This window comes from Vibrio phycocola (assembly GCF_054404255.1).
This window is the reverse complement of the sequence record NZ_JBTAMQ010000001.1, coordinates 357,051-370,764: the sequence shown is the minus strand read 5'-3', so window position 1 is coordinate 370,764 and position 13,714 is coordinate 357,051. Positions and strand designations below refer to the sequence as shown.

At 41.4% G+C, this 13,714-nt stretch carries 11 protein-coding genes; 4 read left to right on the top strand and 7 right to left on the bottom strand.

The genetic code is table 11. The annotated features are described in order from the left end of the window. The first annotated feature begins 94 nt into the window (after positions 1–94). Complete coding sequence (locus tag ACXJY6_RS01790; protein WP_456051437.1) at positions 95–946, top strand: patatin-like phospholipase family protein; 852 nt, start codon at positions 95–97, stop codon at positions 944–946. Between the two features lie 56 nt (positions 947–1,002). Here the strand turns inward: ACXJY6_RS01790 and ACXJY6_RS01785 are convergent, their stop codons facing one another. The 7 genes from ACXJY6_RS01785 to hutX form a co-directional block, all read right to left on the bottom strand. After that, complete coding sequence (locus tag ACXJY6_RS01785; protein ID WP_456051436.1) at positions 1,003–1,431, bottom strand: DUF2753 family protein; 429 nt, start codon at positions 1,429–1,431, stop codon at positions 1,003–1,005. A gap of 147 nt (positions 1,432–1,578) precedes the next feature. Beyond that, complete coding sequence (locus ACXJY6_RS01780; protein ID WP_458767089.1) at positions 1,579–3,984, bottom strand: putative bifunctional diguanylate cyclase/phosphodiesterase; 2,406 nt, start codon at positions 3,982–3,984, stop codon at positions 1,579–1,581. Positions 3,985–4,013: 29 nt separating this feature from the next. Beyond that, positions 4,014–4,742 (bottom strand): transporter substrate-binding domain-containing protein, encoded by a 729-nt coding sequence (locus ACXJY6_RS01775; protein ID WP_456051434.1) that lies wholly within the window; start codon positions 4,740–4,742, stop codon positions 4,014–4,016. Positions 4,743–4,959: 217 nt separating this feature from the next. After that, on the bottom strand, positions 4,960–6,750 hold the full coding sequence (locus ACXJY6_RS01770) for an ABC transporter ATP-binding protein (protein ID WP_458767087.1): 1,791 nt from the start codon (positions 6,748–6,750) through the stop codon (positions 4,960–4,962). 63 nt (positions 6,751–6,813) lie between these two features. After that, a complete protein-coding gene (locus tag ACXJY6_RS01765) occupies positions 6,814–8,958 on the bottom strand; it encodes a TonB-dependent hemoglobin/transferrin/lactoferrin family receptor (RefSeq protein WP_458767085.1) in 2,145 nt (714 codons plus the stop codon). A 120-nt stretch (positions 8,959–9,078) separates the two neighbouring features. After that, positions 9,079–9,606, bottom strand: a complete 528-nt coding sequence (gene hutZ, locus ACXJY6_RS01760) for a heme utilization protein HutZ (RefSeq protein ID WP_458767083.1) — start codon at positions 9,604–9,606, stop codon at positions 9,079–9,081. Next, the gene (gene hutX / locus ACXJY6_RS01755; protein WP_456051538.1) at positions 9,596–10,087 is read right to left on the bottom strand and encodes a heme utilization cystosolic carrier protein HutX; all 492 of its coding nucleotides are present in this window, start codon (positions 10,085–10,087) and stop codon (positions 9,596–9,598) included. The genes hutZ and hutX overlap by 11 nt, the downstream gene beginning before the upstream one ends. Before the next feature lie 477 nt (positions 10,088–10,564). Here hutX and ACXJY6_RS01750 point away from each other — a divergent pair, with 477 nt between their 5' ends. The 3 genes from ACXJY6_RS01750 to ACXJY6_RS01740 are packed head-to-tail and all read left to right on the top strand — an operon-like array spanning position 10,565 to position 13,253. Beyond that, positions 10,565–11,398 (top strand): heme/hemin ABC transporter substrate-binding protein, encoded by an 834-nt coding sequence (locus ACXJY6_RS01750; RefSeq protein ID WP_458767081.1) that lies wholly within the window; start codon positions 10,565–10,567, stop codon positions 11,396–11,398. 26 nt (positions 11,399–11,424) lie between these two features. Beyond that, a complete protein-coding gene (locus ACXJY6_RS01745) occupies positions 11,425–12,483 on the top strand; it encodes a FecCD family ABC transporter permease (RefSeq protein WP_458767080.1) in 1,059 nt (352 codons plus the stop codon). Continuing rightward, positions 12,480–13,253 (top strand): heme ABC transporter ATP-binding protein, encoded by a 774-nt coding sequence (locus tag ACXJY6_RS01740; RefSeq protein ID WP_458767079.1) that lies wholly within the window; start codon positions 12,480–12,482, stop codon positions 13,251–13,253. Before ACXJY6_RS01745 ends, ACXJY6_RS01740 begins: the two co-directional genes overlap by 4 nt. Positions 13,254–13,714 lie beyond the last annotated feature (461 nt).

The window sequence follows — 13,714 nt, the reverse complement described above, 5'->3', positions numbered from 1 at the left end:
CCAAACTCAATGAGCTATCTACCCAATAACCATTTGAATTAAATACCATTTATAGTATGGTCAAAATAAGTGATCACGAATAATTTTGGTTTTTATGGAAAACAATATTGGGTTAGTTTTAGAAGGCGGCGGTTTTAGAGGATTATATACCGCAGGAATTCTTCACTACTTCGCAGAAAAAGGATTGGAATTTCCGTACATCATTGGCGTTTCTATGGGCGCGAGCAATGCGACCAATTACCTTGCGAAACAGACTCAACGGAACCTCGACGTTCCTTATGCCTTTATAAATGATAAGAGATACATCAGCTATCGACGTTTATTGAGGAAAGGGGAACTATTTGGAATGGACTTTATTTTTAACGACATCCCAAATTCACTTATCCCCTTTGATTACAGCACTTTTTTCGAGTCCAATCAGCGCTTAATCTATGTCACAACCGACTGTGACACTGGCAATGCTTACTACGTTGCGAACACCGATAATGAGACGTCGTTTAAGGCACTAGAAGCATCTACCAGTTTGCCTTTTGCGGCTAAAATGGTTGCACTGCACGGAAAGCAACTACTCGATGGCGGAATTAGTAACCCCATTCCGATTGAAAAGGCGCTTGAGGATGGTTGTGAAAAACTCGTTGTGATTCTAACTCAACCAAAAGGCTACCGAAAGTCACCTTTTACGGCAAAGTACTTGGCACAACTGAAGTATAAACGCTACCCAAAGTTAGTTGATCTGCTTTTAACGAGACACCATATCTATAACCAACAACTGGATTTACTCGAACAACTTGAAAAGCAAGGTCGTGCTTTGATTATTCGCCCAGGCAGTAAACTGCCTATCAGCCGAACAGAGAAAAACAAAAATAAACTCAAAGAATCATTTGATCTTGGTTTCCAAAAAGGTAACGAAGTACACGACACCTTATTCAAGTTTATTAGTGAATAGCCGCCTTCATAGCGTGCCCTCTTGGATACGATCTAGATAACATTCGTTGAGCTTTATCATGAATGATATTTGGCTGCATCAAGCTCTAAGGCTCTTCTTTGTCTCTCTAAGTCTCGAACACAACTGTCACAAGGTGGGTACTTTCGTGCCAATTCGAGCAATGGAGGTAATGTAAGTCTCATAGCGCTTCGACCAATCAATTTCTGCTCGTCATCTGCTTGCTTGCAATTCGCCATATGCAATACAGAGCGGTGTGGAATTAATAAACATTGTTGCGCCAGTTCAATTTCACCATCTTGCAGGTATAGCCTTGATAATTTCTGGTAGCTGGCTATCCAACCACGTAAAGAATCAACACATTTAGGGTTACGAGTTAATTCTCTTTCAAGAGTATAAATAATATCTCTGCATTGTTGCTCATGGTCGGCCAAGTAATCTGTCTGAGACGATGGTGAATCTGCCGTGATACTAGAAAATTGATTCATAGAAAATACCTTTTTGATAATGAGTATAATTATCATTTGTATTTCTATATCTGTAAAGGTTTTCTTTATAAAAAGGATGAATGACCCGTAAATTAGTCGCTATCACAACAGCCTGTCGGGATATTCGTACATGGCTCTATTACTTTGCTAGATTGAGCGACAAATTTGAGACTCAATAAAGCGATCAGCCGGTACAGGATGACCAAAGTAATATCCTTGATGATCTTGACAGCCAAGATCGACGAGTAGGTCTCGCTGAGTACGAGTTTCGACGCCTTCAGCAATGACTTCTAAATCCAAATTTTTCGCCATCGATAAGATAACTTCAATAAGTGGAGACGTGTTTGAGCCATCGGTTAGACCAACAACAAATGAACGGTCTATTTTCAGTTCATCAATCGGAAGTTCTTTTAAATACCTTAACGATGAGTAGCCTGTGCCAAAGTCGTCAATAGAGAATGAAATCCCTCTCGCTTTTAATTGAAGCATTTTTGTTTTGGCGAGTTCAAAGTTATTTAACAGTAAGTTTTCTGTGATTTCTATAATGATCAGGTCTCCCGGCACATTATATTTATCAAGCAAGTCAAGAACGTAAGATACAAAGTCAACTTGTAGAAAAAACGTTGGGCTAATATTTATGGCAAGATTATCAAATTCATTTAGAGCCTCACCTTCACGCCATTTGGTTAAGTGAAGAATGCTCTTTTCGATTACCCATTTATCAATGTCAATAATAAGCCCGGTTTCTTCGGCATGAGGAATAAAAAAGTTAGGCATAACTAACCCGAGTTTAGGGTGATTCCACCGCACAAGCACCTCCCCTCTTAGCACATCGTTACAGGCATTCACCTGAGATTGAATCCAAATTTCAAAATGGTCTTCGGCGAGTGCTTGATGAATTCCCTCTTCCAATTCGAGCAGGTGCTGAGCGGCGTATTGCATTTCTCTCTTGAAAAACTGAACGCCGTTTCGCCCCAATGATTTTGATTTATACATCGCGGTGTCAGCACGTCTAATGAGTTCATTCGCATCCACGTCATCATTAGGAAAAAACACAATCCCTATACTCGCCGTTGTATGGAGCGTCACATCCTTAAGTTCGAGTGGTTGAGAAATAGACGCTAATAGTTCGCTTGAAAGTTTCATTGCTTTTTCAGCAGCATATTCTAGGTTATCGGCTAAATTAGGGATCCCTACCACGAACTCATCACCTCCGATACGACCACAAATTGTTTTCGTATTAAATGTCGACTTTGTTCTAGAGGCAATTTCGACTAATACTAAGTCTCCAACAAGATGTCCTAGGGAATCATTGATATTTTTAAATTGGTCCAAGTCAAAGTAAAACAATGCTCCATATTGATTTTGTTCTTGATGGTCTAGAATTAGCTCTTCAATTTGTTGGGAAAAAAGGCTGCGATTCGCTAAATGCGTCAGGGAATCATAATAGGCGAGCTCATGAATTTTCATTTGCGTATGTACCCGCTCAGTGACATCTCGAGCATTGATCATCACAAAGGTCTCACCATCAACTTCAAAGTGGGTAGCTCGACACTCTAAGTTTACGTTTACACTTTTCTCGTCGTCTGTTCTTCGAAAAGTATCATCATAACTGTGCACCTTCTGCCCGATGATCTTAGTAAAAAGAGCTTCCATTTCATCACTTGAATAGTCCAAGCTGAATTCAGCTATGCTTTTGGCTTCGATTTGATTAAAGCTCTGCCCCACCAGTCGTTCAGCTACATTGTTAACCAGGTAAATCTGAGAATCAGGGTGACAAAGAAACATTGCATCACTGGCGTTTTCCATCAACATCCGTGAAAAACGTTCGCCTTGTTTAAGGCTGTCTAACATCTCATTGAGCTTATGAGACACTTCCTTATTTGATGTCCACTCCTTACTGAATTGCTTAACTAATAAGCCAAGCTCATCTTCTTTTGTATAAGGTAAAGGGAAAATGCTTTTATTTGAACTGAGGTCCGTGACCCATTGAGCGATGTTCATCACCGGCCTAGAAATATAAATATAACTCAGCATGGCGAGAATAGTCGCTAGAAGTAGGGTAAATATTACCGAAGTTTCCAGGTTGATCTTAACGCTTTCGGCTAACTCATTCGCTAACAATGATTCATCAATATAGAGAGTTAATTTTGCGTACCTGCCTTTCGAATTAACATCAATATCAAAGGATTGCTCAGCTGGGATCTCGGCTAAATAGGCAGAAAACTGAAGATAGGGCGACATTGGATATGTGTCGGAGCGTAACGAATCACCAAGCAGATCCCCAAAATCATCAAAAAACGTTGCGCGTTTTATCAGCGGTTGTCGAATAATAGAGATTAATATCTCATGCACTTGTTGTTCATCTAAAGTATAAACCGCACGACTAAGCGTATCTCTATGCAGATCGACCGTACGAGTAATACTTTGAGCTTGTTCTACCCTATCTTTTTGTATATTAAGATAAACATTAATGACAGAGGAAATACCACAGCAAAACAGCGAAATAACAAAAACATAAATGGTTTGCTTGACAGAAATACTCAATTTCATCTTGATCTACCCATCGATACAAATACACATTAAAAGTATTTGCCCCTGAGTTGTTGGTATTTTCCATTCTGTTTTATTATTCGTAAGCCATGGTTAAACATTGATAATATATTCTCACTTTGAGGATAAAACCTACTGAGACATAAATGGAGCTCATTGGAAGCCACATCATCTATATAAGTCACCTTCAGATTGTCTTCCTCGTTCATTTTTTTGGCTGTGTGCAACGTGGGGATTTCTGGGCCATAGAACACATCCACACCTCGATGCAAAACGCGAATTAATGCAGAACGTACGTCTTTTGAAGGCGTATAATCAACATGATGTGCACTAAGTTGATTTGTCGTTCCCCAACCATCAATCGTGGTCACACTATAGTTCGATAAATCAATCAAACTTTTAATACGATTTACATTCGTATCTTTTCGAGAAATGGCCGCTTGCCGTGTTGTACTAATAAAATCACTAAAGAGCATGTATTGCTCACGCCCTTCTCGCTTACTGCATGAAAGCGTACCGGCCACTTCGCCAACTTTCATTAGCTTCATAACTCGCTTCCAAGGAAGAACCTCGAAAGCGACCGTTTGCCCACTTTCTCGAAAAGCCGCTGTTACTACATCAATATCCATCCCAGATATTTCATTTTCGGTATTAATGATCATATAAGGAGGGTAATCGACGACATAAAATGTCAAAGGCTCTTGTGAAGAAACTAAACTGCTAAAAAGTAGAAAAATTAATAAACTATATTTACGCATTCTTTAACTCGCAGCATATTCATTATAAATTTACGTTAACTGTTTATGCCAATAAATACAACTTGGCTACTTAACAATAAGAGGTGCCAGACACCAAACAGTATGATTCAATTAACTCATTTAAATTGGCGTGTGAAATGCTGACTGTATTAGTGTGACCTCCTCCCAAAAAATCGGAATAGACCAATTGCTGGGAGGGTATTGATAGAGTGAAACCTTATACTTGAGCGCCATACAAGGTTTGATAAAGCCCATCTTGTGTCACCAGTTCGTGATGTCGCCCAGATTGAATTACTCTGCCATCTTCTAGCACATAAATAAGATCTGCCTGCTTCACAGCCGATAGACGATGGGCAACAATTAAGGTTGTACGCCCTACTAAAAATTCATCCAGTGCACGATGCAATTTCGATTCCGTTACGGTATCAAGTGCAGAGGTCGCTTCATCTAATATCACAAAGTCAGGTTCAGCGAGTACCATACGAGCGATCGCTAGGCGTTGTTTCTGTCCACCAGAAAGTGTCATGCCTTGTCGACCTAACTGAGTGTCAAGTTGGTAAGGAAGTTCTCTAACAAAGTCGTCAAGTTGAGCAATACGCAGTGCATTCCACAAGGCTTGACCGTCGAAGTTTTCTCCCAGAGAAAGGTTTTCCCTTAGCGTATCGTTAAAAATCATTGGGTGCTGTAACACAACCGCAAGCCTTTCTCTCAATGGTTCATAACCCACACTTTCTATCGCATGACCATTAACCAAAATTTCTCCCTCTGACTTTTGATATACCCCAAGCAGAAGTTGAATTAAGGTCGATTTTCCACCTCCAGAAGCTCCCACTAACGCAACGCGTCGACCTTTTGGAATCGTTAAGTTAAGCCCTTCAATCACGTTTCTTTCTGAGTTATAGGCAAAACCAATTTTCTGAAATTCCACATCAAAAGATTCGCCTTTGGTAAAAGGGTTTACCGTCGGCGTGTATGTTTTTTCCTCTTCCAACTGAAGAAGAGTATTCAGCCGTTTCATTGCAGCAGATGCGCTAAACCAAGAATATTGGATGCTAAGCAAATCTTGTATTGGTGAAAGCATGTACCAAAGGTAGCCAAATATCGCAAAAATCTGACCTACCGATAAATCCCCAAATAGCACCATGATCATGGCAACGGCTCGAAAGATCTCGAACCCAATTAAAAACAGTAAAAACGAAAGCCGATTGGCCGCATCCGATTGCCAAGCATAGTTGTCGGCATCGTGGCGAATATCATCGGCATCGACACGCAGCCGCCGCAGGTATTCCCGATCTCGATTCGATGCTCGAAGTTGATAAAGCCCATCTAATGTTTCAACCAAACGTTGCTGAAAACGCTCAAAAGAGCGATTCTCTTTCTTTTTCAGCTGCTTTACTTTCTGTCCCATCTTTTTCGACAAGTAAATGATGATTGGATTAAGCAACAAAATAAACAGAGCTAGCCGCCAATCAAGCCAGAATAAAACGATTGATATTCCAATTGTGGACAAAATACTGACCACAAAACGACTCAGCGTTGAGCCAATAAAATTGTCGACCGTTTCGATGTCAGTTACAAGGTGCGAAGTGAGTGAACCACTACCTTGTTGTTCATACTGACGCATACTGATTCGACCTAGCTTTTCAATCAGTACTTTGCGTAGTTCACAGGTTAGAGATTTAGAAATAAGCGTAAATTGACGGGTTTGTACGATGTTTAGCATCTGGCTTACTAGCCGCATTATGATGATGATAACCAGTACAGCCCCAATATATCCGGCTGGAATTTGGAGAGATTGTGGAAGTATAAAGTCTAAAAATTCGATGCCGGTACTGGGTTTTTCTAACAATACTTCATCGACCAATACAGGCAATAGCATTGGAATAGGAACACTGATACATGCCGCCATTAAAGCAATAATATTCGCGACGACGAGCTTCCTTTTATGGGCGCGTACCTCTGTATAAAGCCATTGAATATTAATTTTTTCTAATAAGTTATTCGCCACGATTCTCATCCATAAAAAAGCCGCCTTAAAACTTCAGGCGGCAACAAGGTTACGGTGTATCAACTAGAATTGGTAGTCTACTGATACGCCCCAATTACGCCCTGGTTGGGAAACGCTGTCGATGCTGTTCAAGTTAAACCCTGAACCTGTTCGCCCAGAAAGGTCACTGTAAAGCCAATACTTTTCGTCGAACGCATTAAATAAGCCAGCCGTAACGGTTAAATCATTCATCGGACGGTAGTATGCCGTTAGATCAACAGTGGTATAGCTCGGCGCGTCTACGTTCTCTTCTGATTGCCATTCATCTTTGGTCGCCACCCATTTAACATTTAACGCGGTACCATAAGACTCGCGGTCCAATCCGAAGCCAACGACGCTAGTCAAAGGTGCAACGGAATCAAGCGAGCTTTTCGTTTTCTTATCCTGCCCATCTAAATAGGCCACTGACAGTCGAGCGTAACTTCCTTCTGGTGCACTAAATGCTTGGTCTAATCGTACTTTAGAGCCAAATTCAATGCCATAGATCTCAACTTCATCCAAGTTCATCTTAGTGTAAACGTCTCTTCCGCCATCTTGGCCGGTAATTTCTTGAGTAATGAAGTCGGTATAGTCATTATAAAAAGTTGCCACTTCAAAACTGGTTGAGTTGTATTCACCTCGAAGACCAATTTCATACGCCGTACTTCTTTCTGCTTTTAAATCAGGGTTCGCTTCAAATACGGCACCTTGGTTATAGGAATAGTACAAGTCATAAACCGTTGGCGCTTTAAATCCTTGGCTAATTTGACCAAACAGAGACAGTTGCTGGTTAAGGTGATAAACCGACCCGAGTTTACCCGTTATTGCGCTGTCCTCATTTTTATCAAACTCAGTAGAGTAGCCTGCATCTGTCGACGGGTCAGCGGTAAATGAGTCGTAACGAAGACCGGCCGTTAACACTAATCTGTCATCCATTAAATACGCTTGGTCTTGAACAAAGACACCCAACTGAGTCACTGTAGCATCAGGAATCGATGTGCTTCCCGGACTCTCTGTCCCTAAATCATAAAAATGGTCCGTATTATCAAGACTAAAATCATTTCCGACATAATTTGCCCCATAAGTAATTTCATGGGAAGAATTGGACGCGATAATCAATTTAGAAAGTTGAGCATTAAGTTGAATTGACTTATCTGATGAGTCTCTTTCTCTCATTCGGAAACCGTAAAGAGGCGTAGTGTCGTAATTTTTAGACAACGAGCGAGAATCTTGATAATCGATTGACCAATCTAGTGAATCTGCATAGGCACTGTTCATCAACATATTATGTTCGAAGCCTATTCGGAAACGTTCATTCACATCTTCATTATAGTTATCAGTGTAGGTAAATTGTGGACCGAGTGATACACCGTTGTAGTTCAACTCATCTTCATCATATTGGTGATTATAATACTCTAGCGTGACGCCAATTCGATGGGTGTCATTCACTTGATAAAATGCTTTACCAAGTAAATTACTTACTTGTTTATCCGCAGGGTTTGCCGCACCTCGTTCGGTGCCTTCTACGTCTAAACCTGAACTGTGAGTTTCTGTTTCATGCCCTTGTGAATAGGTCGCCATCAGAAGCGTTTCGAGTTTGTCTTTTCGCATCGCCCAACTAAGCGTGGTCTTAAACTCATCACTCGCTGAAGCGTATCCCGTTTTAACGCCAAATCGATGTTCATTCTCATCAGTAATTAGGAGATCTTCTGGATTTTTCGTGCGCATTAGCACCACTCCACCCAATGCATCTGAGCCATACAATGTGGAGGATGGACCTTTGTTCACTTCAATCGATTGCAAGGTATCAACTTCGATAGTATTCGGGTATTTACGTTGTTCTGTCGAGCCTGGGTTGTATGAACTCGGCTGTTGAACGCCATCTACCATCATTTTGACTCGGCTTTCTTCGACGCCACGAATGTTAATGCCAGAAATACCGAATCGTCCCGACCCGATAGCATCGACACCCGGAGAATACGTTAGCGCTTGTTTTAGATCTCCTACTAAATTTTTATCTAATGTCTCAGAAGAAACAGTGGTAATAGACGATGACACATCTTTCTTAGTTTGTTCTGTGCGAGTCGCGGTTACCACAACCTCTTCTAAGATAGACGTTTCAGCATTCACCATTGTGGGTAGCGCAAACAAACCACCGATCACAACAGCAATCTTTGTTTTATTGAACATTTTTAATTCCTTTATCCTTTTTTTAGGCAAACAAATCCCTTAGATGAAAATAGTTTTTCATCCAATATCTTGATTTATCTATTTTTTTATAGTTGTCTAGTGATGACTAGACTGAAAGACTTAGCTGGCCTTTGTTATTTTTGTGTGGCCACGGTCTAAATGAACAAAATCCACCATATCGCTACCAGAAACATTAAACGCTTTACCAAAACCTTTGACAAAACGTCCTGAATCCGGAATAAGCTGATACATGTGAAAATCGCCAAGTTCGCTCAAGTTGCTGACAATTTCGCCAAAACGCTGTTCTAATGCGTCAATCGCTATACGCCATTGAGAAGATTCTCGTTCAATATGATGAGCGGTCGTATCGAAAGTTAACCTTTTCCGAGCGTAGATACTTTTCGCACTCTGTTCATCTTCTATCATCATGATCGAAACCTGATTATTGAATTTTAGGTTTTGACCATGCTTGGCGATATCACTCACCAAGATGTAGTAACCATCGGGTAGATAAACAAATGGCGTGTAACTGACATGAGGAAAACCCTCTGACGAAATTGTCGCCATCTGTACGGTTTGTTGTAGGCGACGAAACTCATCTATTTCTGGACCGATTTTGTTTTGAATTCTTACTTGTTTATTTTCCATCACTGAGTTCCTGCTTTAACGTTTGAAATAATTCGACTTGCTCGGGAATTAACTGGCGCTTTTTATCTCTTCCCAAGTAGACTTTAAAGACACATTGACCGTGGATATCGTAAAAGCCGATAAAATGGCTTTCCACACCCCGAAACGGTTTACTGACGAAAGCAATGTAGCTGACAAGGTCAATCTTCAGATGTCCATGAAGTTCACCATTGTTCCCGCCGACTAAGTTGTAATACCCATGACCTAACTTTCCTTTTGGAAATGGCGCTTTTACTTCAAATATTGAACCCGCAGAGTGAATAATAGTCGTCACTGGGCCCCAGTCAGCCAACGTCTCAAGTATTAACTGACAATATTCTGAGTGAATACGAGTTACGTACTCTTGTGGCAAGGCTAACGTTACGCCACCTTCCGACATCCCTAACTTAATCGCGATTTCTGCCACTGAAAGAGCTGGCTGCTCTTCAACTAACTTTTCCACTGCGATTTTGCATTGCGCTGCGGTGAGTTCTACCACTGAGAAATTCTCCTTTACCAAGCTCTTGTTTTTTAACAAATATGTCAGTTATTGATTTAGAGAGGTGTTCTCAAATCAATAAACTCTATTGAAGTTCTTTTAAAAAAAAGCCTTCTAACCCTTACTAAACAAGGCATGAGCGACATTTTTCAGCATACTATCTTTTTCAAACTTAAATGTAAATGATAATTGATCTTATTATCATTCGCATTGTATTATGACAAAATACAGAGGAAGAGATACTGGGTCATAAGGTACAACTTGCTCAAATTGGTCAATGTTTATAAAAGCAGTCCTTATAGTGGTAAATGACTCACCCAATAAATCGCTAGGTATAATCGCTGATAAATCCGTATCGGCGTAAATGATTCTTAAACGGTTGGCTTTTCTCCAAATAACTCAAATAAATGCAATCAACATAATGATGGAAGAATCTCAATAATGAAAATTTTCACCTTAGTACTTTCCCTACTTCTTGCTCACTACTCTGTGCAGGCCCACGAACGAATTATTAGCGCCGGTTCCGCAATCACAGAATTGGTGTACGCACTGGGTGCAAGCGATCAATTGGTTGCGGTTGATGTGACAAGCAAACACTTTATAGAGGGAACTGAATTACCTCAGGTTGGCTATCACAGACAACTGTCCGCAGAAGGGCTACTCGCTCTCAATCCAAGTTATCTGATAGGCTCCTCTGAAATGGGTCCTCAGAGTACGATTAACACTCTAAAATCAAGCAATGTAGAGGTAACAGTTGTGCCTTCGGGAGACAGTATTGAGGACCTTTTTCAACGAATTGATGTGGTGGCAAAAATCACTGGCACCGAAGCCAATGCACCCGAATTAAAACAGACAATATCTGCACAACTTGATGAGCTTCATTCCCACACCTTAACTGACAAACCAAAAGTGATATTTTTAATGTTGAGTAAAGGCCGACCAGCCAACATAGGCGGAAAGGAAACAACGGTTGATACGATTATAACCCTATCTGGGGCCAACAACCCTGCCAGTGATTATGTTTCTTCATACAAGCCTGCATCGATGGAAGCAATTGTAGAGATGCAGCCAGACTATCTATTAGTCAGCGACCGAGCATGGCACAGTTTAGGGGGAGAGAAAGGCATTTTAGACGCATTTCCTTTGCTGGCCGCGACCCCTTCGGCTGCAGGCAACAAGATTATTCCAATTCCGAGTCATGCTCTTATTGGTGGATTTGGCTTAGAAAGTATTCAACTCTCTCAGCGCCTTGCAGAGCAATTTAGCCAACCTTAACCGGCAACGAGACACGACAAATAATCATGAAAAATATCGTATCAGGGCGGATGTCGACACGAGTTCTTTTCCTCGTTGGTTTGGTTTTGCTCTACTCTGCAATCGTCATTTCAGTCACGATTGGGCCGATGAACATCAGTTTCATTGATAGTATGCGCGCCATTTTACCCAATATAGTAACGTTTGATGAGCCCGTGGCTTCTCATGTCGAATTAGTGATTCAACAAATACGACTACCAAGAACATTATTGGCCATATCTGTAGGCGCGATTCTAGCGCTCTGCGGTACAGTGATGCAGGGGTTATTTCGTAACTCGTTAGCCGATCCAGGCATTATTGGCGTTTCTTCCGGCGCTGCTTTGGGCGCTGCACTCGCCATTGTCGTTTTTGGTAGTTTGGCAGAACAATATCCCAACCTGCTGCTTTTTGGGACAGTACCTCTTTTGTCATTTATAGGCGGTACTGTCACGACTCTTATCGTGTATCGACTTGGAACAAGCGCATCAGGCACTTCAGTGACAATCATGCTGCTCGCTGGGGTTGCGGTCAGCGCCTTAGCAGGTGCCGGCCTTGGAGTCATGAACTATTTCGCCGATGACCAAGCTCTGCGCGATCTCTCTTTGTGGACAATGGGCTCACTTGCAGGCGCAAACTGGGTGGGATTGATCCCAGCGTGGTCGACACTTCTTATTTTGTTCTTACTTTACTATCGTGATGCGAATAAATTGAATGTGCTGTTACTTGGTGAACCCGAAGCCAAACATATGGGCATTAACGTCCAAACCTTAAAACGTCGTTTAATTCTTCTGACTGCTGCGGGTGTGGGAATCACAGTATCACTAGCAGGAATGATTGGCTTTGTCGGGCTCATCGTTCCTCATTTGGGTCGAATGCTCTGCGGTCCAAATCACCGCTCTCTTTTGCCTATCTCGATGATCATGGGTGGGTTGCTGTTACTCACCGCCGACATGATTGCAAGAACCGTAGTCGCACCACTGGATATGCCCGTCGGTATCGTCACTGCGCTGCTTGGCTCTCCATTTTTTATCTGGCTTCTTATTAAGCAAAAGGCTCGCATTTCATGAAAACCACCGCCTTATCAGTACAAAATCTCGATCTTCAGTTCGGTGACCGCATTGTTTTAGATAACGTATCAACACAGCTTTATTCTAATGAATTGACCATTTTATTGGGGCCTAACGGCACAGGAAAAAGCAGCCTATTAAAACTTATGACCAAGGAATCGCCATCAAACGGGAAAATTGCTTATTTCCGAAAAAATGCCGAGCAATGGGATCGCGCCCAATTGGCGAAACAACTCGGTGTCTTACCTCAGTCGAGCAATTTATCGTTTAACTTTACCGTTCGTGAAGTCGTCGAATTGGGCGGTCTAACGCTGAGTGAATCTCAAAAGAAGATTTCTGAGATTGCTGAGTTTCACATGGTTAAAACCGATGTTATTCACCTTGCTGATAGACTCTACCCTAGCCTTTCAGGGGGCGAACGTCAGCGCGTTCATTTCGCCAGAGTCCTTACTCAACTAGCACAAAGTGGTGAAAATAAAATTTTGCTACTTGATGAACCGACCTCTGCTCTCGACCTCTCCCATCAACACAACACGTTGGCACTCGCCAAATCGCTCACGCAACAGGGGGCATCGGTTGTGATCGTGATGCATGATCTCAATCTCGCCGCGCAATATGCCGACAGAATTTTAATCCTCAATCAAGGAAAACTGGTGGCTGATGGCACACCATGGGAAACACTTACCAAAGAGGTCATTGGTTCAGTATACCAGTGGGAGGTTTCAATTATTGTTCACCCAGAACGCGGGCACCCTGTGATCTTGGCGTGAGTTTACCCATAGAGATAATGCAACTAAATCATTACCATACACCCTACGTCGCTAAATAAGTTACCGCCTTTTTACAATATCCAACTCTTCTTCTGCATGACGATGTGAAATAGGAGAAGAGTTGATTATCGCACCTCTCTTCGGGACACCTCCCTCCTTCATTTAAATCATCAATGATCAAAACACCTTAATAGTATTAATTCTAAAAATGAATTATTCGACTCAATCAATTCCACAATAAGAAATACCAGAATACTTATCCAACCTTTTGATTGATAACATTTTATTAACAACACCCAAAGAGAAAGTCTGTATTATTTGTTTGTTTTCAAACACTTACAGTTTACATTTAATTTTCCGTGCACACATCACAGAATAAACCATTAACAAATGCAAATAAAATGGAATTATAGATATAATAAATTCCACATTGCGAAACCATTAAGAAGCTCAGTAAAGGA